Origin of the sequence: Rahnella sp. WP5 (assembly GCF_000745615.1) — a bacterium.
GTDB lineage: Bacteria > Pseudomonadota > Gammaproteobacteria > Enterobacterales > Enterobacteriaceae > Rahnella > Rahnella aceris.
Genome location: NZ_JQJR01000016.1, coordinates 37946 through 59681, shown reverse-complemented (window position 1 = coordinate 59681; position 21736 = coordinate 37946). Strand labels below are relative to the sequence as shown.

The following is a 21736-nucleotide window of genomic DNA, read 5'->3' as shown; positions in this document are numbered from 1 at the left end:
GTGATAGACTGCCTGACCATAACCCTATTAATAATCCGTTCGCCAGTCATTAACGGCGAGGAGTGAAGTTGTAAAATGGCAAAAGATAAAAAACGCGGTTTCTTCTCCTGGTTCGGTCGTGGCCGTCAGGAAGAAGAGCAGCAGAAGGAAGAAACACGCGAAGAACAGCCGGTTGTCGAAGAACAACTGACGGAAGAACCGGCAGTCCCGGTAGCTCGCGAGGCTGTTGCAGAACCTGAAGTTGAAGCAGAACCTGAAACTGAACCGGCCGCACACGTTCAACCTGAGCCTGAAATTGAACCCGAGCCATTTGTTGAGCCGGAACCGGAAATTGTACCCGAACCGCTGACAGAGCCTGAGCCGGAAGACAAACCTGAACCGGTTCGCGAGCAGGCCGCCGCTGAACTGGCAGAAGAAATTGTTCACATCACTGAGCAGGTTGCCGCGCAGCCTGCCGTTGTTGAAGATATCGCTGAAGACGAATTTGTTGAATCGGCAGAAGAAATTGCCGAAGATCTGCGTCAGGACGCCATTGATTCGATTGATGATTCTGTCGCTGTGGACGAACCCTTACCTGTGGTGCTGGATCCGATTGTGGTGTTGCCCGCCGGTGAAACCGAGCAGGAACGCCCGACCAAAGAAGGGTTCTTCGCCCGTCTGAAACGCAGCCTGGTCAAAACCAAGCAGAATCTCGGCTCCGGTTTCGTTGGTCTGTTCCGTGGTAAGAAAATCGACGACGATCTGTTTGAGGAGCTGGAAGAACAGCTGCTGATCGCCGACGTTGGCGTCGAGACCACCCGAAAAATCATCACTTCACTGACTGAACATGCCTCACGTAAGCAACTGAAAGACGCAGATGCGCTGTACGGCAAGCTGAAGGAAGAAATGTCCGAAATACTGGCGAAAGTTGACGAGCCACTGGATGTCAGCGGGAAAACCCCGTATGTCATTCTGATGGTCGGCGTGAACGGTGTCGGTAAAACCACCACCATCGGTAAAATGGCGCGCCAGTTTGAAGCACAGAGTAAATCCGTGATGCTGGCAGCAGGCGACACCTTCCGTGCCGCAGCCGTTGAACAGTTGCAAGTCTGGGGTCAGCGTAACAAGATCCCGGTGATTGCGCAGCACACCGGTGCCGATTCCGCGTCGGTTATCTTCGATGCCATTCAGGCGGCGAAAGCCCGCAATATCGACGTGCTGATTGCTGATACCGCCGGGCGTTTGCAAAACAAAGCGCACCTGATGGAAGAGCTGAAGAAAATCGTCCGCGTGATGAAGAAGCTCGACGAAGATGCGCCGCATGAAGTGATGCTGACGCTCGATGCCAGCACCGGCCAGAACGCAGTGAGTCAGGCGAAATTATTCAACGAAGCCGTCGGGCTGACCGGGATAACGCTGACTAAACTGGATGGCACCGCGAAAGGCGGCGTGATCTTTGCCATCGCCGATCAGTTCAGCATTCCGATCCGCTACATTGGTGTCGGTGAAGGTATCGAAGATTTAAGGCCGTTTAAGGCAGACGATTTTATTGAGGCACTTTTTGCCCGAGAGGATTAATACGGATGATTCGCTTTGAACAGGTCAGTAAAGCTTATCTGGGCGGACGACAGGCGCTTCAGGGCGTCAATTTTCATATCCAGCAAGCAGAAATGGCATTTCTGACCGGACACTCTGGCGCGGGTAAAAGTACCCTGCTGAAGCTGATTTGCGGCATAGAGCGTCCGAGTGCCGGACACATTTTGTTTGGCGGTCATGATATCAGCCGCCTGAAATCCAGCGAAGTGCCGTTCCTGCGTCGTCAGATCGGCATGATCTTTCAGGATCACCACCTGCTGATGGATCGTACCGTGTATGACAACGTGGCGATGCCGCTGATCATTTCAGGTGCAAGCAGTGAAGATATCCGCCGCCGCGTGTCGGCTGCGCTGGATAAAGTCGGATTACTGGATAAAGCGAAGAACTTGCCAATCCAGCTTTCCGGCGGTGAACAACAGCGTGTGGGCATTGCCCGTGCGGTGGTGAACAAGCCCGCGGTGCTGCTGGCGGATGAACCGACCGGTAACCTCGATGGCGAATTGTCGGAAGGCATTTTGCGTCTGTTCGAAGAATTTAACCGCGTCGGCGTTACCGTTCTGATGGCGACGCATGATGTGGGTCTGATTGCCCGTCGTAATTACCGCACGCTGACGCTGAGTCAGGGGCGTATGTCGGGAGGGGTGTACTAATGGCGAACAGTCCGAATCCGGCTAAAACTGCAAAAAGCGCCCGTGCCGCGAAAAGTAAAGCGTTGCAGGGCGGCTGGCGCGAACAGTGGCGCTATGCCTGGATGAACGCGCTGGCTGACATGCTGCGTCAGCCACTGGCAACGCTGCTGACGGTGATGGTAATCGCCATTTCCCTGACGCTGCCGAGCGTGTGTTATCTGGTGTGGAAAAACGTCAGTACGGCGGCGGAGCAGTGGTATCCGACGCCACAACTGACCGTTTATCTCGATAAAGCGCTGGATGATGACGCCGCAGAAAACGTGGTCAAAACCCTGAAAACCGAAGCGGGCGTGGATAAAGTTAATTATCTGTCCCGTGAAGAGGCGATGGGTGAATTCCGCAACTGGTCAGGCTTTGGCGGCGCAATGGATATGCTGGAGCAAAACCCGTTGCCAGCGGTGGCGATCATCACGCCTAAAATGAATTTCCAGGACTCTGCGACACTCAGCACGTTGCGTGACCGCGTGGCGGCTGTACATGGCGTTGATGAAGTGCGGATGGACGACAGTTGGTTTGCCCGTCTTGCGGCGCTGACCGGTCTGGTCGGGCAGATTGCGGCGATGATCGGCATTCTGATGGTGATCGCCGTCTTCCTCGTTATTGGTAACAGTGTGCGACTGAGCATCTTCAGCCGCCGCGATACCATTAACGTGATGAAGCTAATTGGCGCGACCGATGGCTTTATTTTGCGGCCGTTCCTCAACGGTGGCGCGATGCTCGGTTTCACCGGTGCATTGTTATCACTCATCCTCTCGGAAGTGCTGGTGTTGCGGCTTGAGAGCGTGGTGACGCAGGTTGCGCAAGTCTTCGGCACCACCTTTGACCTGCACGGTCTGGGCTGGGACGAAAGCCTGTTACTGCTGATCGTTTCCGCGATGATTGGCTGGATTGCCGCCTGGCTGGCGACGGTTCAACATTTACGGCGATTTACACCACAGTAGTGAGAATTTGCTATAATGTCCCCCTGCGGCTCAGTAATTGTGTCTCAGGGGGAAGCTGTTTCAGGTCAGCCCGCCACATCATTTTCCTGCTTTCCCCGTAATGGCACAAATTCACTATCCAATAGTCAGTCTGTCACTTACAGTCTTCAGACTGTTGATTCTTTCCGTGAACTTTATGTAAAATTCGTGGTCGTAGAGCAGCGAATATGAAGGGCTCGGCGTTGCTTTGTTGTCGCCTTTAAGGCCAGCAATGTCGCGGTATCATCCCGCAGCAACGTGGTATAAAACCTGCATTACGTCATACATGAGAGGCTTTAATGACCAAAGAAATGCGCACTTTAGCATTAGTACCCCAAGGTAGCCTGGAAGCCTATGTTCGGGCGGCCAATGCCTATCCTATGCTCACCGCAGAGGAAGAACGGGCGCTGGCTGAACGGCTGCATTACAACGGTGATCTGGAAGCAGCGAAAGAGCTGATCCTGTCTCACCTGCGCTTTGTTGCTCACATTGCCCGCAACTATTCAGGCTACGGTTTGCCTCAGGCAGACCTTATCCAGGAAGGGAATATCGGCCTGATGAAAGCGGTTCGCCGTTTTAATCCGGAAGTCGGTGTCCGTCTGGTATCCTTTGCTGTGCATTGGATCAAAGCGGAAATTCACGAATATGTGCTGCGTAACTGGCGCATCGTGAAAGTCGCTACCACCAAAGCGCAGCGTAAGCTGTTCTTCAACCTGCGTAAGAACAAACAGCGTCTGGGCTGGTTCAGCCACGACGAAGTCGAGCACGTCGCCCGCGAACTGGGTGTGACGAGCAAAGATGTGCTGGAAATGGAATCACGCATGGCCGCACAGGACATGACGTTTGATCCGACGCCGGATGATGAACCACGCGACGGCGCAGCGATGGCACCGATGCTGTATCTGCAAGACAAGAGTTCTGACTTTGCAGAAACTATCGAAGAAGATAACTGGGATCAGGATGCCACCGACAAACTTTCCTCTGCAATGGAAGGTCTGGACGAACGCAGTCAGGATATCATTCGTGCCCGCTGGTTAGACGACGAAAACAAATCGACCCTGCAGGAGCTTGCCGATAAATACGGTGTGTCTGCAGAACGTGTTCGTCAGCTGGAAAAGAACGCGATGAAAAAACTGCGTATGGCGATCGAAGCCTGATCCCCGCAACGCAAAACGAAAAAGCGACCTTCGGGTCGCTTTTTTTATGACTGAAAATCCGCGCGGGCAGGCTGTGCTCAGGATTTTTTCCAGACATTGCCTTCACGTACAAAACCGCACGCCAGCATAAATGCATCCAGCACGGGCTCCGGATCCGCTTTCATCGTCCAGCTTTCCACCTGCGGCAGTTGCGCCTGTACATCTTCCATCAGATACAATCCGACACCGCGACGGCGCGTGACTTCGCGCACCAGCAAATCACTCAGTTCAGCCTGATTACCGTCGAGCCTGATTTTCACTGCGCCCAGAATGCGTTCATTAAACACCGCAGCGAACAGCGCACGGTTATTTTGCAGGCTGGCTTGCCAGTCACTTTCAGTTTGCTCCGGCCAGATTTTTGCCAGGTCGATCAGGTCCTGCACGCTGAGCGACGTCAGTTTTTGGATAGTTAATTTCATGATGCGCAAGGTCAGAAAAAGGGAGCGTCAGTGTAGCGGAATCCACTAGAAATCGGGCGTAACTTTTTTTGTACAGTAACAGGTCGAAAAGTTTTTTAGTGATCTCTGCATAAGCGATAAATGTTGGCTTTAATCAATAAAGCCAGTGTTAACGACTGATTGTTTAAATCTACACCGCCTTTTCAGCCAAATAAAATTCTGTTTACACCTCATATTTCTGATTGTGCTATTTGATTTGCAGAAGAAAATTCCTGTTTAATGATATGAATTATAAAGTCTTATTCGAAAATAAGACGAAATAAGCCGGTAACTCGTTATTACTTATACTAAATTTCCAAAGTGATGATGTTTTGAACAGGCAACAAAGAGCAAACCACAACACACACATGAACGGGGTAATCGGATGAAAGTAACAAAGGGTAAGATCTGGCTGGCAGGGTGTATTGCATTAGCAATGAGTCAGGCGGCGTTCGCAAAAGACATCAAAGTCGCCATTGTCGGTGCTATGTCAGGTCCGGTCGCCCAGTACGGTGACATGGAGTTTACGGGGGCAAAACAAGCGATCGCTGATATCAATGCCAAAGGCGGCGTGAAGGGCGATAAACTGGTTGGCGTGGAATATGACGATGCCTGTGATCCGAAACAAGCCGTTGCGGTTGCCAACAAAGTGATCAACGACGGTATTCGTTACGTGATCGGCCACCTGTGTTCTTCTTCTACTCAGCCTGCTTCCGACATCTATGAAGATGAAGGCGTGCTGATGATCACCCCGGCGGCGACTAACGCTGACCTGACCACCCGTGGTTATAAAATGGTGATGCGCACTACTGGCCTGGATTCTGATCAAGGCCCGACCGCAGCGAAATACATCCTCGACACTATCAAACCAAAACGTATCGCCGTGGTGCATGATAAACAGCAATACGGTGAAGGCCTGGCCCGTTCTGTACAGGATGCACTGAAAAAAGGCGGCGGCAACGTTGTCCTGTTTGAAGGCGTGACCGCAGGCGACAAAGACTTCTCCACACTGGTGGCGCGTCTGAAGAAAGAAAACGTCGATTTCGTTTATTTCGGCGGCTATTACCCGGAAATGGGGCAGATCCTGCGTCAGTCAAAACAAGCCGGTCTGGCAGCTAAATTCATGGGCCCGGAAGGTGTGGGCAACTCCTCACTGTCTAACATTGCCGGTGATGCTTCTGAAGGCATGCTGGTGACCCTGCCAAAACGTTATGATCAGGTGCCGGCTAACCAGCCAATTGTGGATGCCCTGAAAGCCAAGAAACTGGATCCAACCGGTCCGTTCGTCTGGACGACTTACGCCGCATTGCAGGCGCTGACTACCGGTATGGAACGCAGCGGCAGCATGGAACCGGCAGATATCGCCAAAAACCTGAAATCAGCGCCAGTGGATACCGTGATGGGCCCGCTGAGCTGGGATGCAAAAGGTGACCTGAAAGGATTCGAATTCGGTATTTTCGAGTGGCATAAAGACGGCACGTCTACCCCAATCAAATAAAACCGCACCAAAGTGGTTCTCCGCTCCCTCCCCTGCGAAGGGGAGGGCTGGGGTGGGGTATTAATGGCAACGGCGTTGTTTGCAAAACCCCCTCCCAACCTCCCCTTCGCAGGGGGGGGAGTAGCACAAGTTATCAAACCCTTGATTAATAAGGATAGGGTATGTCAGAGCAGCTCCTCTATTTCATTCAGCAAATGTTCAACGGTGTCACGTTGGGCAGCACTTATGCGCTGATCGCCATTGGTTACACCATGGTTTACGGCATTATCGGCATGATCAACTTCGCCCACGGCGAGGTGTATATGATCGGCAGTTATGTCTCCTTTATCGTTATCGCCGCCCTGATGATGATGGGTATCGACGCCAGCTGGTTGCTGATCGGTGCCGGTTTTATCGCCGCGATTGTAATTTCCAGTGCCTATGGCTGGAGTATTGAACGCGTGGCGTATAAGCCGGTGCGTAACTCCAAGCGTCTGATTGCACTGATTTCTGCCATCGGGATGTCAATTTTTCTGCAAAACTACGTCAGCCTCACGCAGGGCTCACGCGATCTCGCCTTACCGAGTCTGGTGACCGGCCAGTGGAAACTGGGTGAAACCAACGGCTTTGCGGCGACCATCAGCACCATGCAGCTGATTATCTGGGTCGTCACGTTTGTCGCGATGCTGGCGCTGACGCTGTTCATCCGTTATTCGCGTATGGGTCGCGCCTGTCGTGCCTGCGCCGAAGACCTCAAAATGGCCAGCCTGCTGGGGATCAGCACTGACCGCGTGATTTCGCTAACCTTCGTCATTGGCGCGTTAATGGCGGCCGTAGCGGGTGTTCTGCTCGGTCAGTTCTACGGCGTAATCAATCCGTATATCGGCTTCATGGCCGGTATGAAAGCTTTCACCGCCGCGGTTCTTGGTGGGATCGGCAGTATTCCGGGGGCGATGATCGGTGGCCTGATTCTGGGCGTGGCTGAAGCGCTGACCTCAGCGTATCTGAGCACCGAATACAAAGACGTGGTTTCCTTTGCACTGCTGATCGTCGTGTTGCTGGTGCTGCCGACCGGTATTCTGGGTCGTCCGGAGGTTGAGAAAGTATGAAGCGCCTGAATCTGTTAAATGCGCTGGTCTCCGCTTTCGTCCTGCTGGTGCTGGCAGCATTCATCATGGGATTGCAACTGAGCCTCGACGGCACAAAACTGGTGGTCAACGGCGCCGGTGAAGTGCGCTGGACGTGGATTGCCATCGGCTGCGCCATCGTGTTCGTATTCCAGCTATTCCGCCCGATGGTCAGCAGCGGCCTGAAAAAGGTCTCGGGTCCGGGCTGGGTTTTGCCGAGCTTTGATGGCTCGACGCCGAAACAAAAACTGCTGGCGCTGGTGCTGATTATCGCCGCTATCGCCTGGCCGTTTATCGTCTCGCGCGGCACGGTGGATATCGCCACGCTGACGCTCATCTACATCATGCTCGGTCTGGGGCTGAACGTGGTAGTCGGATTGTCCGGCCTGCTGGTGCTGGGTTACGGCGGCTTTTATGCCATCGGCGCTTACACCTACGCGCTGCTCAATCACTATTACGGCATCGGATTCTGGGAAGCCTTACCGCTGGCTGGTCTGGTATCGGCGGCGTTTGGTTTCCTGCTTGGCTTCCCGGTTCTGCGGCTGCGTGGTGACTATCTGGCGATTGTGACGCTGGGCTTTGGGGAAATCGTCCGCATCCTGCTGCTCAATAATACCGAACTGACCGGCGGACCGAACGGCATCAGCCAGATCCCGAAACCGACGCTGTTCGGGCTGGAATTCAGCCGTACACCGCGCGACGGCGGCTGGGATACCTTCAGCAACTTCTTTAATGTTACGTATGATCCCAGCGACCGCATTATCTTCCTGTACATGGTGGCACTGCTGCTGGTGATCGCCACATTGTTCATCATCAACCGTTTGCTGCGTATGCCGCTCGGCCGTGCATGGGAAGCCTTGCGTGAAGATGAAATTGCCTGCCGTTCACTGGGCCTGAACCCGACCCGCATCAAACTGACCGCGTTCACCATCAGCGCTGCGTTTGCCGGTTTCGCCGGTACGCTGTTTGCGGCGCGTCAGGGCTTTGTCAGCCCGGAATCCTTCACCTTTGCGGAATCCGCCTTCGTGCTGGCTATCGTCGTGCTCGGCGGGATGGGCTCGCAGTTTGCAGTCATTCTGGCGGCTATTTTGCTGGTGGTGTCCCGCGAACTGATGCGTGATCTCAACGAGTACAGCATGTTGCTGCTCGGCGCATTAATGGTGCTGATGATGATCTGGCGTCCGCAGGGATTACTGCCGATGAAGCGCCCGCAACTGAAACTGAAGCTGTCTAAGCAACAAATCGCGGATCAGGGGGAAAAGGCATGAGTACGCAACCTCTGTTAGCGGTTGAAGGGTTGATGATGCGTTTTGGCGGCCTGCTGGCGGTCAACAACGTGGCACTGAATCTCAATCAGGGCGAAATTGTTTCGCTGATCGGCCCGAACGGTGCCGGTAAAACCACGGTATTTAACTGCCTGACCGGTTTCTACAAACCGAGCGGCGGCACCATTAAACTGCGTGATCAGCATCTGGAAGGTTTACCGGGGCAGAAAATTGCCCGCATGGGCGTGGTACGTACTTTCCAGCACGTGCGTCTGTTCCGTGAAATGACGGTGATCGAAAACCTGCTGGTCGCGCAGCATCAGCACCTGAAAAGCGGCGTGCTGGCTGGGCTGTTCAAAACGCCGGGCTTTCGTCGCGCTGAAGCCGATGCTTTGGATCGCGCTGCTGACTGGCTGGAACGTGTCGGATTGCTCGAGCTGGCAAACCGTCAGGCGGGTAATCTGGCTTACGGCCAGCAACGCCGGCTGGAAATTGTCCGCTGCATGGTGACGCGTCCTGAAATCCTGATGCTCGACGAACCGGCGGCCGGTCTTAATCCGCGTGAAACCGAAGAGCTTAACCAGCTGATTGCCGAATTGCGTAACCAGCACAACGTGTCTGTTCTGCTGATTGAGCACGACATGAAACTGGTAATGGGTATTTCCGACCGCATCTACGTGGTGAATCAGGGCACGCCGCTGGCACAAGGCACACCGGCTGAAATTCGTAATAATCCTGACGTGATCCGCGCCTATTTAGGCGAAGGTTAATGGGCGAAGGCTAAGGGACAGAACAAGATGTTGTCATTTAATCAGGTATCCGCCCATTACGGCAAAATTCAGGCGCTGCATGAAGTCAGCCTGAGTATTAATAAAGGGGAAATCGTCACGCTGATCGGCGCGAACGGCGCGGGTAAAACCACACTACTTGGCAGTTTATGTGGCGAACCACGTGCGACGAATGGCTCGATTATTTTCGAAGGAAAAGACATCACGCAGTGGCAGACCGCCAAAATCATGCGTGGCGATATCGCGATTGTGCCGGAAGGCCGCCGCGTGTTCTCACGCATGACGGTGGAAGAGAATCTGGCGATGGGCGGTTTCTTTGCCACACGCGATCAGTATCAGGAACGGCTGGAGCGCGTGTTTACGTTGTTCCCGCGCCTGAAAGAGCGTCGTGTGCAGCGGTCAGGCACCATGTCCGGCGGTGAGCAACAGATGCTGGCGATTGGCCGTGCGCTGATGAGCCAGCCACGTTTGCTGCTGCTCGATGAGCCGTCGCTGGGGCTGGCGCCCATCATCATCCAGCAGATTTTCGATACTATCCAGCAATTGCGCGAAGAAGGAATGACCATCTTCCTGGTCGAGCAAAACGCCAATCAGGCGCTGAAACTCGCTGATCGTGGTTACGTTCTGGAGAATGGTCATGTGGTGCTGGAAGATACCGGTGCGGCATTGCTGGCGAACGAAGCGGTGCGTGCGGCCTATCTCGGCGCATAAATTGGCTTCGTATTTTAAAAATCTGTGTTAAATCTAACAAACCGCACGGCAAGCGCTTTGCGGTTTTTATTTTGTCTATAAATTAACATCTCTTACATTCGTATAACTTTGCACATCATCAGGAACATGTCATGAACACAGAAGGTTTACTCGCCGCCCGTATGGTCAGGCTTAAAAGTTCAGCCATCCGGGAATTGCTGAAACATAGCAAGATGGAAGGCGTTATTTCGCTGGCGGGTGGTATTCCTTCTTCGGCGCTTTTTGATTTCGACGGCCTGCGTGAAGCCACACAGCTGGCCATTACTGAACAGCCGGAACATGCGTTCCAGTATGGTCTGACCGAAGGCAGTTATACGCTGCGTGAGCGTATTGCTGAGCTTTGTCAGGAGCGTGGTGTGGTTGCGCAGCCTGAAGATATCGTGGTCACTGCAGGCTCCCAGCAGGCGCTGGATTTGGTGATGCGCGCCGTGGTGAACCCCGATGATGTTTTCGTGGTGGAGCGCCCGACCTATCTGGCGGCGTTACAAACCCTGGAACTGGCCGAAGCTAAACTGCTGTCCGTCGGTTCTGACGGCGACGGCATGATTGTTGATGAGCTGGCGGAACGGCTAAAAACGCAGAAGATTAAAGGCGTGTATCTGGTGCCAACGTTCGGAAACCCGAGCGGCGTAACCCTGAGCCGTGCCCGTCGTGAGCAACTGGTGAAACTGGCAGCACAGCACGAATTCCTGATTGTAGAAGATGACCCGTACGGCGAACTGCGTTTCACCGACGAACGCCAGCCGACGCTGTTTGAGCTGTCGAAAGCGATGTTTGGTCACGCGGATAACATCATCTATACCTCAACGTTTTCCAAAATTCTGGCACCGGGCCTGCGTCTGGGCTGGGTGATTATGCCTGACTGGCTGCTGCACAAAGTTGCCATCATCAAACAGGCCGCCGATCTGCACGCCAGCGCGCTGTCGCAGAGCATTGCGGAATACTATCTCGGCCTGGGTCGTCTGCCGAAGCAGATCGAAACCATCCGTGCGGCGTATAAAAATAAATGCGAGATCATGGCCGGACTACTGGAACGCGAGCTGGGCGATGTGCTGACGTTTGAATATCCGAAAGGCGGCATGTTCCTGTGGGCGCGTTTCCGCGAGCCGCGTAACTGCGCTGACTGGATGAAAAAGACGCTGGAGCAGGGCGTGGTGTTTGTCCCGGGTGAATTCTTCTATGCAGATAATCCGGATCACTCGACCTTCCGTCTGTCATTCGCCACCGCGACCGAGGAGCAAATGCACGAGGCAGTCGCCCGCCTGAAACGCGCCCTGTAATTTTCCCGTATTTCTCATCTAAGGCGCTTTGTTTATACAAGGCGCTTTATTTTTGCTCCGTCGCTCTGGCGCCAGAAAAAGTGGGGTCGTTTAAGGGTAAACCTCTATCTGCCAGACAGCCAGGGTCAGTTGCTGGCAAGTACAGTACCTCATTCATATTGCTCCCTGATATTCCGCGGTATACCCCACATTTAATAGAAAAATTGAATTTATAACACTTGTTCATTTAACCCTTAATGTATTAAGGTCATATCAACACGAAATCAGGGAGGTTTATCGTGGCAGATATCGATAACATTTCAAGTGATATAGATGATGTTGCAAATAGAATTTCAGATATCATAATGTCCCCAGCCACAATTACCGGATTAATAAATGGTGCGCTTACCGTTCCTTTAGATATGGGTTACCTGGCCATAGGATATTTTGATACAGATTCCCGTTTTGCACATCAGACACAGCGTTTTCGTATGGCTGAAGCAATACATAATGACATACTCAATTACAAGCATATAACAAATGCGGTAGAGATCATATTTAAAGAATTCGATAAATATGCTTCAGTGACCAAACAAAATAATGTCTATCGTGGCGTGGTATCCTCGATTGCCGGGCGTTTACTTACCGCGAAACTTATTGCGGTGATTGGTGCTGCTGTGCTGGCGAGAGTGTCATTTATCGGTGCACAAAGTGCCAAAAACTGGATTGGCAGGGTGACGATGATTTTGCTTATAGGGGGAATGAGTGAGCGCTCAATAAGAAAATCAGAAAGCCTTGCCATCGAAGCACCGGAGATTTACTGGCTCCTTCGACCCCATGATTATGACCTTACCTACTTTCTTTTTGAACCCGCTGTTAAGCCGTTCATTGATGCGGTGCACATAGGTGCTACGCGCGGACAGCCTGCGTTTGACAGGATAATCGATGCTGTAGGGCGAAAACTGCATGTCACACAATAAACCGCTTCTTGTTGTCGCAAAAGGCGCAGCGAAATGGGTGATATTTGCCGTCGTCAACGTATGGGATTTTTTTGAATCTGTGCTTTTTGTTGGCGGGTTAATCGGAAGCCTTATGCTGCCAGTTGTGTGGCCTATGAAATTCGTTTATGCCGCAGGATGGCTGGTTTGTTTCTTCTGTGTATCAAAGTGCATCGGAAAAATAGAAGGCTATAGGAAAAAAAGCCGAAACATTAAATTAAGGAAATAAAAATGTCTAATCCTGCTTATTTGTGGTTAACGGATGAAAATGGTTCTCCTGTTATCGGAAGTTGTAATGTTCACGGGCGTGTGGGTTCTATTGAAGTGAAATCACTTTCACACCACCTGACAGTTCCGACGGATAGAAATACTGGGAAATTGACAGGTACGCGTATTCATACACCGATATTATTTCAAAAGGAATTTGATCGCACGACGCCAATACTTTACCGTACGATTAGTCAGGGAATTACGCTTAAATCCGCTGAGTTTAAGATGTATCACATATTAGACGCGGGTGTAGAAGCAGAGTATTTCAACATTCGCATGGAAAATGTGAAGATCACCGGAATTACTCCTAGCCTTCATCCCGGTTCGGGAACAGGAACGCATCTGGAAAATATTGAAATGCGCTATGAGTCAATTCAATGGAAATATGTCGATGGGAACATAATATTTAAAGACAGTTGGAATGAACGCACCGTAGCATAAATCTAATAAGATAAGCCGTCCTGCGGACGGTTTTTCCTAACGTTTAACCGGCATGAACCTAATTTTTTGCCATCTGCCTGTCATCCCCGCTTAACTTTCCCGTAACCTTATTGTCATTTTTCCGTGTCATTTTACCTCCCGACTCTACCCGGCATACTTCAGGCTGCACTTGCAGCACACCAGCAGAATTCAGGAGACAGGCATGTTCATCAACCTCAAAAAAACGGTCATTGGCACCGCGCTGACGCTGGCTTTCAGCGCCAATGCCTTCGCTGTGACAGAAATCCCTTTCTGGCACTCTATGGACGGCGAGTTAGGCAAAGAAGTGAACTCGCTGGCCGACCGTTTTAACCAGACGCACCCTGATGTCAAAATCATGCCTGTCTACAAAGGCAAATACGATGAAAGCCTGGCGGCCGGTATTGCCGCGTACCGCACCGGTAATGCGCCTGCGATTTTGCAGGTTTACGAAGTTGGCACCGCGACCATGATGGCCAGCAAAGCCATCAAACCGGTTTACGAAGTGTTCAGCGATGCGGGCATTAAAGAAGACGTTTCCCAGTTCGTGCCGACCGTTTCCGGTTATTACTCCGATTCCAAAGGCCGTCTGCTGTCCCAGCCTTTCAACAGCTCCACGCCGGTGCTGTATTACAACAAAGATGCCTTTAAGAAAGCCGGTCTGAACCCGGATCAGCCGCCGAAAACCTGGCAGGATATGGCTGCGTACACCGAGAAATTGCGTGAAGCGGGCATGAAATGTGGTTACGCCAGCGGCTGGCAGGGTTGGATCCAGATTGAGAACTTCAGCGCCTGGCACGGTCTGCCAATCGCCACCAAAAACAACGGCTTCGATGGCACCGATGCGGTTCTGGAATTCAACAAACCCGAGCAAATCAAACACATCCAGATGCTTGAAGATATGAACAAGAAAGGTGATTTCACCTATTTTGGTCGTAAAGACGAATCCACCGCCAAGTTCTATAACGGCGATTGCGCGATGACTACCGCGTCTTCCGGTTCACTGGCTGACATCCGTCAGTATTCTAAATTCAACTACGGCGTAGGCATGATGCCTTACGACGCAGACATCAAAGGCGCACCGCAAAACGCCATCATCGGCGGTGCAAGCCTGTGGGTGATGAACGGCAAAGACAAAGACACCTACAAAGGCGTTGCCGAATTCCTGCAATTCCTGACCACGCCGGAAATCGCAGCCGAATGGCATCAGAAAACCGGTTATCTGCCGGTGACGACTGCCGCGTATGAGCTGACCAGGAAAGAAGGCTTCTACGAGAAGAACCCGGGTTCTGACGTCGCCACCCGCCAGATGCTGAACAAGCCACCGTTGCCGTTCACCAAAGGTCTGCGTCTGGGCAACATGCCTCAGATCCGTACCATCCTGGATGAAGAGCTGGAAAGCGTATGGAGCGGCAAGAAAACGGCCAAAGAAGCGTTAGACACTGCAGTACAGCGCGGGAACTTACTGTTACGTCGCTTCGAAGCTTCTACTAAGTAATCCAGTTTTGCTCCCTCCCCTGCGAAGGGGAGGGCTGGGGTGGGGTATTAAAGACAACTCAGTCGCTTGCCAAACCCCCTCCCAACCTCCCCCTTCGCAGGGGGGGGGGGCAAAAGCCAAATTCAAAACCAACCTGGTTTGCTCCCTTTCGGGGAGTCTTTTATATCAACGAGTAAACCATCATGAGTTCACACCGTCCCGGTTTTGGTTGCAGCTGGTTGCCCTACGCGCTGGTTTTGCCGCAGCTGTTAATCACCGCGATATTCTTCCTGTGGCCTGCCGGTCAGGCGCTGTGGTATTCGGTGCAGACGCTGGATCCGTTCGGCTTATCCAGTACCTTTGCCGGTCTGACTAACTTCGTGCAGCTTTTTCAGGACTCGTACTATCTCGATTCTTTCTACACCACGCTGAAATTCAGTTTTATGGTGGCGTTTATCGGGCTGGCCGTTTCGCTGTTTTTCGCGGCACTGGTCGATCACGTTGTGCGCGGCAGCCGGATTTATCAGACGCTGATGATCCTGCCATACGCCGTTGCGCCTGCGGTGGCCGCCGTCTTGTGGATGTTCTTGTTCAGCCCCGGTCTGGGCCTGATTACTCATTTCCTCGGCTCGATAGGCTACAACTGGAACCACGCGCAAAACAGCGGTCAGGCGATGTTCCTGGTGGTACTGGCATCGGTCTGGAAGCAAGTCAGCTACAACTTCCTGTTCTTCCTGGCGGCGTTGCAGTCGATTCCTAAATCGCTGGTGGAAGCAGCGGCTATCGATGGCGCAGGCCCGGTTCGCCGTTTCTTCAATCTGGTATTGCCGCTGATTTCGCCGGTCAGTTTCTTCCTGCTGGTGGTCAATCTGGTGTACGCCTTCTTCGATACTTTCCCGGTGATTGATGCTGCGACGGCCGGTGGCCCGATGCAGGCGACCACTACCCTGATTTACAAAGTGTATCGCGAAGGTTTCTCCGGTCTGGACTTGTCCAGTTCTGCCGCCCAGTCCGTGATTCTGATGCTGCTGGTTTGCGGCCTGACGTTCATTCAGTTCCGCTTTGTCGAGCGTAAGGTGCGTTATCAATGATTGAAAACCGCAGAGGGCTGGATATCTTCAGCCACATCATGCTGCTGCTCGGCGTGCTGGTGATTCTCTTTCCGCTGTACGTCGCGTTTGTGGCAGCGTCGCTGGACAATAAACAGATTTTTGACGTGCCGATGACGCTGATCCCGGGCACGCACTTGTGGGAAAACATCACCACGATCTGGACGCAGGGGGCGGGTAACAGCAGTCCGGCATTCGGACGGATGCTGATCAACAGTTTCATCATGGCGATGGTCATCACCGTCGGTAAAATTTCGGTGTCGATGCTCTCGGCTTACGCCATTGTCTACTTCCGATTTCCGCTGCGTAACCTGTTCTTCTGGCTGATTTTCATGACGCTGATGCTGCCGGTGGAAGTGCGTATTTTCCCGACCGTCCAGGTGATCGCCAATCTGCATATGCTCGACAGTTACACCGGCCTGACGTTGCCGCTGATGGCCTCGGCGACCGCCACCTTCCTGTTCCGCCAGTTCTTTATGACCTTACCGGATGAGCTGCTGGAGGCGGCGCGTATCGACGGCGCGGGCGCGATGCGCTTCTTCTGGGACATTGTGCTGCCGCTGTCGAAAACCAATCTTGCGGCACTGTTCGTCATTACCTTCATCTATGGCTGGAACCAATATTTGTGGCCGATCCTGATCACCAGCGATGTCTCGATGGGCACGGCGGTGGCGGGGATTAAAAGCATGATTTCCTCCGGCGACGGCTCGACCCAATGGAATCAGGTGATGGCGGCCATGATCCTGACCTTATTGCCACCGCTGGCGGTGGTGCTCCTGATGCAGCGCTGGTTTGTGCGCGGTCTGGTAGACAGTGAGAAGTAAACTGAAATGGCAAATTTGAAATTACAGGCAGTGACCAAATCCTACGACGGCAAAAACCAGATTATCCAGAGTATTGATCTGGATGTCGCCGACGGCGAATTCATCGTGATGGTCGGGCCGTCGGGCTGCGGAAAATCCACCCTGCTGCGTATGGTGGCCGGGCTGGAGCGCACTACCTCCGGTGATATCTATATCAACGACCAGCGCGTCACCGAACTGGAACCGAAAGATCGCGGTATTGCGATGGTGTTCCAGAACTATGCGCTGTATCCGCATATGAGCGTGTTCGACAACATGGCATATGGCCTGAAAATTCGCGGCTTCGGTAAAGCGCAGATCCTCGCCCGCGTCGAGGAAGCGGCCCGCATTCTTGAACTCGGCCCGTTGCTGAAACGCAAACCGCGTGAGCTTTCCGGCGGGCAGCGTCAGCGTGTAGCGATGGGACGCGCTATCGTGCGTGAACCGGCGGTATTCCTGTTTGATGAACCGCTGTCCAATCTCGACGCTAAACTGCGTGTGCAGATGCGCCTTGAACTGCAACAGCTTCACCGCCGTTTGCGTACCACCAGTTTGTACGTCACGCACGATCAGGTCGAAGCTATGACGCTGGCGGAGCGCGTGATCGTGATGAACAAAGGCATTGCCGAACAAATCGGTACGCCGTCTGAAGTTTACCGCCGTCCGGCAAGTCTGTTTGTCGCCAGCTTTATCGGCTCTCCGGCCATGAATTTATTGCCGGGCCAACTGACCACTGACGGTACATCGCTGGTAATGGAAGGCGGATTCGAACTGCCGCTGCCGGTTCCACGCCCGGAATGGGGAGGACGCGAACTGACAGTGGGCATCCGTCCTGAACATATTCATCTGACTGATGATTCGCAGAAGGGGATCCCGATGGTGTTGAATACGCTGGAACTGCTGGGCGCGGATAATCTGGCGCACGGCAAACTGGCGGACAGCGGTGTCGTGGTGCGTTTGTCGCATGAAGTGTTCCCGACAGCAGGCTCGTTGTTGCGCTTGGATTTCCCGGCGAAAGCGTTACACTTTTTCGATACTCACAGCGGATTACGGATGGAATAAACATGAAAGCCTGGCCATATCCTCGCATTGTGGCACACCGTGGTGGCGGCGCACTGGCACCGGAAAATACACTGGTAGCCATCGACACGGGCGCCAGATACGGTCACACCATGATCGAATTTGACGCCAAACTGGCGCAAGGCGGGGAAATCTTCCTGTTGCATGACGATACCCTGAACCGCACCAGCAACGGCTGGGGCGTGGCCGGTGAATTGCCGTGGGAAAAACTCGAAAAGCTCGATGCCGGTAACTGGTACAGCGCCGCTTTTAAAGGCGAGAAATTACCGCTGCTGGCGCAGGTAGCCGAACGCTGTGCGCGCCATCACATGATGGTGAATATTGAGATCAAACCCACCACCGGAACCGATGAGAAAACCGGCACCGATATCGCGCTGGCCGCCCGGGAGTTGTGGAAAGATCAGGCCGTTCCGCCGTTGCTTTCCTCGTTTGAATTCGACGCGCTGGTTGCCGCCAAAAAAGCCGCACCGGAATTACCGCGTGGCTTGCTGATCGACGAATGGCACGAAAACTGGAAAGCGCTGACTGACGAACTGGAATGCGTTTCCCTGCATCTTAATCACAAATTGCTCAACGAAGAACGCGTTAAAGCCATCAAAGACGCCGGGCTGCATATTCTGGTGTACACGGTGAATAATCCGGCGCGTGCCCGCGAATTGCTGGGCTGGGGCGTGGACTGTATTTGTACCGATAAGATTGATGTGATCGGGCCGGATTTTATCTGACAGGAATAAGGCGCGGATCCCGCGCCTTAATTATTTTACCGCTGAGAATACTCAGTGTTTGAGCAGGCGCGGGAGTTGGTTATCCAGTTCCAGCAGGCAGGAATCCATATATTTCTCTGTGGTTTTGGTGACCAGCGCATAGTTATTTGCCTGCCAGTCAGCAAGCGGGGCGGTCACGACAGTTGGCGTACATTCTGCAATAACCCATGCGGAGAACATATTCGCATCTTCAGGCTTTTTATAGAATTTAATGGTGTAACGCAACTCGTAGTCCGAGTTGGCGCTGGAGAGGTCTTTATAAACCAGTAACCACTGTGCAGCCACAATATTCAGATTGTTTTTATACTGATAGCCGTTGCCATTTTTTTGCAGCCAGTTTGTGATGAGCGGCCTGGCCCGGGGTGTCAGATAGTTTTTCGTCGGTTCAGGCAGGGTTTTGATTTCAGACCCTTTCAGGTTTTCCTTACTGAAAGTATTCACGGCAATACCGCCGGCAAGCACAGAAGTCAGGACATTAAGTCCAACGCCCGCAGCGGTGTAAGAGGGCGTGACTTCACGCAAATACACATCAGGCGAGCGGTTATTATTCATATCTGCGGAGGCAAAACCTGAGTACAGGCCAATAGTGCTGCCATTAGCGGCAGAGATCTTTTCAGATTGGGTCGTCGCACAGGCGGATAATAATAAACTGGCAGCCACTACGGTAATCCCTGTTGAAACTTTCATGCAATAATTTCCCTTTTAATTTTATAAAACACTATTAATGCGTCTTCAGGTGCGGATCCTGTTTTATTAGCCGCGCTGATTCAGGGGCAGAAAGACTTTATTCTTATCGGTCGGGAATAATAAAAGCATTAATAATAAATGCAAGGGGAGGGATATTTTTATTGTTTCTGGTGGTGATATTACCGGAGGTAAATAGTCAGTGCAGCATTACGGCGATGAGGAATTTAAGAGGCACTGAGTGCCTCCCGGAATATTAAGGTGTCTGATTCAGCTTCTGCCCCAGCGTCTGGTTATTCTGCTGGATCTGCAATCGTTGCTGATTGCTCTGGATTTGCGACTTCAGCTTGAGCTGCTGTTGCTGCTGGCTGTTGCGTAAATCCTGCTCCTGCTGACGTTTCTGCATTTGCTGATTGTTTTGCTGTTGTTGTTGCATGCGCTGTTGCGACGGATTGGTCAGCAACGGATCGTTAGGGTTCGGCACCTTTTCGACTGCACTGGCGGTCTGAACGGCAAACAGCAGCGGCAGCGCGGCGAGCATTCCATATAAACATTTCATCAGTTCATCCTCCGTTTCCAGTCATACGTTAAGTGTATGCCATCATGCCCCCGGACGGGGTATTTGAGCGCACGTTTCCCTCAAAGCGTGGCATTGCTCTCGTTTGCTCTATAATTGAACAAATGTAAACCACCTTCACACTTCGTGGTTTTCCCCATTCCGTTACAATCGTGCATCTTTCACACTTATCACTGACAACAGGGCTCAATTGCCGTGCCTTTACTCATAATCACCACTATTTTGTGGGCTTTTTCCTTCAGCCTGATTGGCGTGTATCTGGCCGGACAGGTCGACAGCGTATTTTCTGTGTTAGTCCGTTTAGGGCTGGCGGCGCTGGTTTTCCTGCCGTTTCTGCGCTGGAAAGGCCATCAGCTTACGACCATTCTGTTGTATATGGCGGTGGGGGCAATGCAGCTCGGGATCATGTATCTCATCAGCTTCGAGGCGTACCTGTATCTGTCGGTGCCGGAATTCCTGCTGTTTACGGTCATGACGCCGCTGTACGTCACGCTGATTTATGACCTGATCAGTGGCCGCAAAATCCGTATCGGTTATGCGCTCAGTGCGTTACTGGCGGTGGCGGGTGCAGCGATTATCCGTTACGACCACATCAGCGAACATTTCATTATTGGCTTATTACTGGTGCAGGCGGCGAATATCTGTTTTGCCATCGGACAGGTGGGCTATAAACGCCTGATGGAAACCCGGCCGATGCCACAGCACACGGCGTTTTCCTGGTTCTATATCGGCGCGTTGCTTTGCGCGGTGGTGGCGTGGTTCCTGTGGGGCAATCCGCAAAAACTGCCGACCACTGACCTGCAATGGGGCATTCTGGTGTGGCTGGGGATCGGCGCTTCAGGGCTGGGATATTTCATGTGGAACTACGGTGCGACGCAGGTCGATGCGGGAACGCTGGGGATTATGAACAACTTTCACGTCCCGGCCGGGCTGCTGGTTAACCTGGCCATCTGGCAACAGCAGCCGCACTGGCCGAGCTTTATTATCGGTGCCGCTGTGATTATGTCCTCACTGTGGGTACACCGGCGTTGGGTCGTGCCGCGTCGCGCACAAACGGCAGATGATCGCACGCGTGCTGCCGCGCCGAACGAATAAAGGCTTCCGTCACCGGCTGGCGCTGTTCACCGTCACGTACGGCGGCGTACAGGCGGCTCCATAAGCCATCGCCCAGGGTTTTGGTTACCACCAGACCCTGGCGCTCAAAACTCTCTACTACCCAGTGCGGTAACGCCGCAATTCCCATTCTCGCCGACACCATCTGAATTAATAACAACGTGTTATCGACACTTTTCAGTGACGGGCTGACGCCTGCCGGTTGCAGGAAATGACGCCAGATATCCAGACGCTGGCGTTGCACCGGATAAATCATCAGCGTTTCAGTGCTGAGATCTTCCGGCGTGATCACCGTTTTGGTCGCCAGCGGATGATCCGGTGCCAGCACCAGACGCACTTCAAAATCGAACATCGGGGAATAGTGCAAACCGCTGCGCGGCAGGATGTCAGAGGTTAATACGATGTCCAGCTCGCCCTGTTGCAGGGAGGGCTGCGGGTCGAACGTCACGCCGGATTTGAAATCCATTAACACCTGCGGCCAGTTCTGATGGAAGTTATCCAGTGCAGGCGTCAGCCACTGAATACAACTGTGGCATTCAATCGCGATACGCAGTGAAGTCTGGTGCGGCTCATTGCATGCCTGCAATGCCTGTTGAATTTGCGGCAGCACCTGTTCTGCCAGATTCAGCATGATTTCGCCCTGCGGGGTAAAACGCAGAGGCTGACTTTTTCGCACGAACAACCTGAAACCGAGGCGTTGCTCAAGGTCACTGAACTGGTGCGACAGGGCCGATTGGGTCTGATGAAGCTGCGAGGCGGCTGCGGCCAGTGACCCGGTGTTGCGCAGTGCTTGCAACGTTCGCAGGTGTTTCAGTTCGATCATGAGAGTCCTTCACTGTGT

23 protein-coding genes are annotated in these 21736 nt (G+C 52.9%); 19 read left to right on the top strand and 4 right to left on the bottom strand.

Annotation, left to right across the window (positions count from 1 at the left end; genetic code table 11):
- Positions 1-75: 75 nt before the first annotated feature.
- From ftsY to rpoH, 4 genes are all read left to right on the top strand, one after another.
- Positions 76-1557 (top strand): signal recognition particle-docking protein FtsY, encoded by a 1482-nt coding sequence (ftsY, locus tag EX31_RS14830; RefSeq protein WP_037035406.1) that lies wholly within the window; start codon positions 76-78, stop codon positions 1555-1557.
- 5 nt (positions 1558-1562) lie between these two features.
- Entirely contained in the window at positions 1563-2225 is a 663-nt protein-coding gene (ftsE, locus tag EX31_RS14825) for a cell division ATP-binding protein FtsE (protein ID WP_013577472.1), read from the top strand.
- The gene (ftsX, locus tag EX31_RS14820) at positions 2225-3205 is read left to right on the top strand and encodes a permease-like cell division protein FtsX (RefSeq protein ID WP_013577471.1); all 981 of its coding nucleotides are present in this window, start codon (positions 2225-2227) and stop codon (positions 3203-3205) included. Before ftsE ends, ftsX begins: the two co-directional genes overlap by 1 nt.
- Positions 3206-3522: 317 nt before the next feature.
- Positions 3523-4380: an RNA polymerase sigma factor RpoH gene (gene rpoH / locus EX31_RS14815; protein ID WP_013577470.1), complete on the top strand. Its 858-nt coding sequence runs from the start codon at positions 3523-3525 to the stop codon at positions 4378-4380.
- A gap of 77 nt (positions 4381-4457) precedes the next feature.
- Here the strand turns inward: rpoH and panM are convergent, their stop codons facing one another.
- Positions 4458-4838: an aspartate 1-decarboxylase autocleavage activator PanM gene (gene panM, locus EX31_RS14810; RefSeq protein ID WP_013577469.1), complete on the bottom strand. Its 381-nt coding sequence runs from the start codon at positions 4836-4838 to the stop codon at positions 4458-4460.
- A gap of 403 nt (positions 4839-5241) precedes the next feature.
- On the opposite strand from panM, the gene EX31_RS14805 reads away from it, so the two are divergent.
- The 14 genes from EX31_RS14805 to ugpQ all read left to right on the top strand — a co-directional run bounded on the left by EX31_RS14805 (position 5242) and on the right by ugpQ (position 18482).
- Complete coding sequence (locus EX31_RS14805) at positions 5242-6354, top strand: branched-chain amino acid ABC transporter substrate-binding protein (RefSeq protein ID WP_013577468.1); 1113 nt, start codon at positions 5242-5244, stop codon at positions 6352-6354.
- 161 nt (positions 6355-6515) lie between these two features.
- Entirely contained in the window at positions 6516-7442 is a 927-nt protein-coding gene (livH, locus tag EX31_RS14800) for a high-affinity branched-chain amino acid ABC transporter permease LivH (protein WP_037035405.1), read from the top strand.
- Positions 7439-8728 carry a high-affinity branched-chain amino acid ABC transporter permease LivM gene (locus EX31_RS14795; RefSeq protein ID WP_037035404.1) on the top strand — a complete coding sequence of 430 codons (1290 nt, stop codon included), beginning with the start codon at positions 7439-7441 and terminating at the stop codon, positions 8726-8728. Before livH ends, EX31_RS14795 begins: the two co-directional genes overlap by 4 nt.
- Positions 8725-9495: a high-affinity branched-chain amino acid ABC transporter ATP-binding protein LivG gene (livG, locus tag EX31_RS14790; RefSeq protein ID WP_013577465.1), complete on the top strand. Its 771-nt coding sequence runs from the start codon at positions 8725-8727 to the stop codon at positions 9493-9495. The genes EX31_RS14795 and livG overlap by 4 nt, the downstream gene beginning before the upstream one ends.
- A gap of 27 nt (positions 9496-9522) precedes the next feature.
- Positions 9523-10224 (top strand): high-affinity branched-chain amino acid ABC transporter ATP-binding protein LivF, encoded by a 702-nt coding sequence (livF, locus tag EX31_RS14785; RefSeq protein WP_013577464.1) that lies wholly within the window; start codon positions 9523-9525, stop codon positions 10222-10224.
- Positions 10225-10355: 131 nt separating this feature from the next.
- Entirely contained in the window at positions 10356-11543 is a 1188-nt protein-coding gene (locus tag EX31_RS14780; RefSeq protein WP_037035403.1) for an aminotransferase-like domain-containing protein, read from the top strand.
- A gap of 344 nt (positions 11544-11887) precedes the next feature.
- A complete protein-coding gene (locus EX31_RS14775; RefSeq protein ID WP_072012278.1) occupies positions 11888-12502 on the top strand; it encodes a hypothetical protein in 615 nt (204 codons plus the stop codon).
- On the top strand, positions 12489-12749 hold the full coding sequence (locus EX31_RS14770; protein WP_037035401.1) for a hypothetical protein: 261 nt from the start codon (positions 12489-12491) through the stop codon (positions 12747-12749). The genes EX31_RS14775 and EX31_RS14770 overlap by 14 nt, the downstream gene beginning before the upstream one ends.
- A 2-nt stretch (positions 12750-12751) precedes the next feature.
- Positions 12752-13231 (top strand): Hcp family type VI secretion system effector, encoded by a 480-nt coding sequence (locus EX31_RS14765; RefSeq protein WP_013577460.1) that lies wholly within the window; start codon positions 12752-12754, stop codon positions 13229-13231.
- A 202-nt stretch (positions 13232-13433) separates the two neighbouring features.
- On the top strand, positions 13434-14747 hold the full coding sequence (ugpB, locus tag EX31_RS14760; protein WP_013577459.1) for a sn-glycerol-3-phosphate ABC transporter substrate-binding protein UgpB: 1314 nt from the start codon (positions 13434-13436) through the stop codon (positions 14745-14747).
- Positions 14748-14929: 182 nt separating this feature from the next.
- Positions 14930-15817, top strand: coding sequence for a sn-glycerol-3-phosphate ABC transporter permease UgpA (gene ugpA / locus EX31_RS14755; RefSeq protein WP_013577458.1), 888 nt, complete (start codon positions 14930-14932; stop codon positions 15815-15817).
- Positions 15814-16659 (top strand): sn-glycerol-3-phosphate ABC transporter permease UgpE, encoded by an 846-nt coding sequence (ugpE, locus tag EX31_RS14750; RefSeq protein ID WP_013577457.1) that lies wholly within the window; start codon positions 15814-15816, stop codon positions 16657-16659. The genes ugpA and ugpE overlap by 4 nt, the downstream gene beginning before the upstream one ends.
- A gap of 6 nt (positions 16660-16665) precedes the next feature.
- A complete protein-coding gene (locus tag EX31_RS14745; RefSeq protein ID WP_037035400.1) occupies positions 16666-17739 on the top strand; it encodes a sn-glycerol-3-phosphate import ATP-binding protein UgpC in 1074 nt (357 codons plus the stop codon).
- A gap of 2 nt (positions 17740-17741) precedes the next feature.
- Positions 17742-18482 carry a glycerophosphodiester phosphodiesterase gene (gene ugpQ, locus EX31_RS14740; protein ID WP_037035399.1) on the top strand — a complete coding sequence of 247 codons (741 nt, stop codon included), beginning with the start codon at positions 17742-17744 and terminating at the stop codon, positions 18480-18482.
- Positions 18483-18533: 51 nt separating this feature from the next.
- Here ugpQ and EX31_RS14735 read toward each other — a convergent pair whose 3' ends face one another.
- Positions 18534-19208 carry a hypothetical protein gene (locus EX31_RS14735; RefSeq protein WP_013577454.1) on the bottom strand — a complete coding sequence of 225 codons (675 nt, stop codon included), beginning with the start codon at positions 19206-19208 and terminating at the stop codon, positions 18534-18536.
- 253 nt (positions 19209-19461) lie between these two features.
- On the bottom strand, positions 19462-19764 hold the full coding sequence (locus EX31_RS14730) for a DUF2756 domain-containing protein (RefSeq protein ID WP_037035398.1): 303 nt from the start codon (positions 19762-19764) through the stop codon (positions 19462-19464).
- 213 nt (positions 19765-19977) lie between these two features.
- Between EX31_RS14730 and EX31_RS14725 the strand changes: the two genes are divergently transcribed.
- The gene (locus EX31_RS14725; protein ID WP_013577452.1) at positions 19978-20877 is read left to right on the top strand and encodes a carboxylate/amino acid/amine transporter; all 900 of its coding nucleotides are present in this window, start codon (positions 19978-19980) and stop codon (positions 20875-20877) included.
- Here the strand turns inward: EX31_RS14725 and metR are convergent.
- Positions 20783-21718, bottom strand: coding sequence for an HTH-type transcriptional regulator MetR (metR, locus tag EX31_RS25370; RefSeq protein ID WP_072012277.1), 936 nt, complete (start codon positions 21716-21718; stop codon positions 20783-20785). The genes EX31_RS14725 and metR overlap by 95 nt on opposite strands.
- Positions 21719-21736 lie beyond the last annotated feature (18 nt).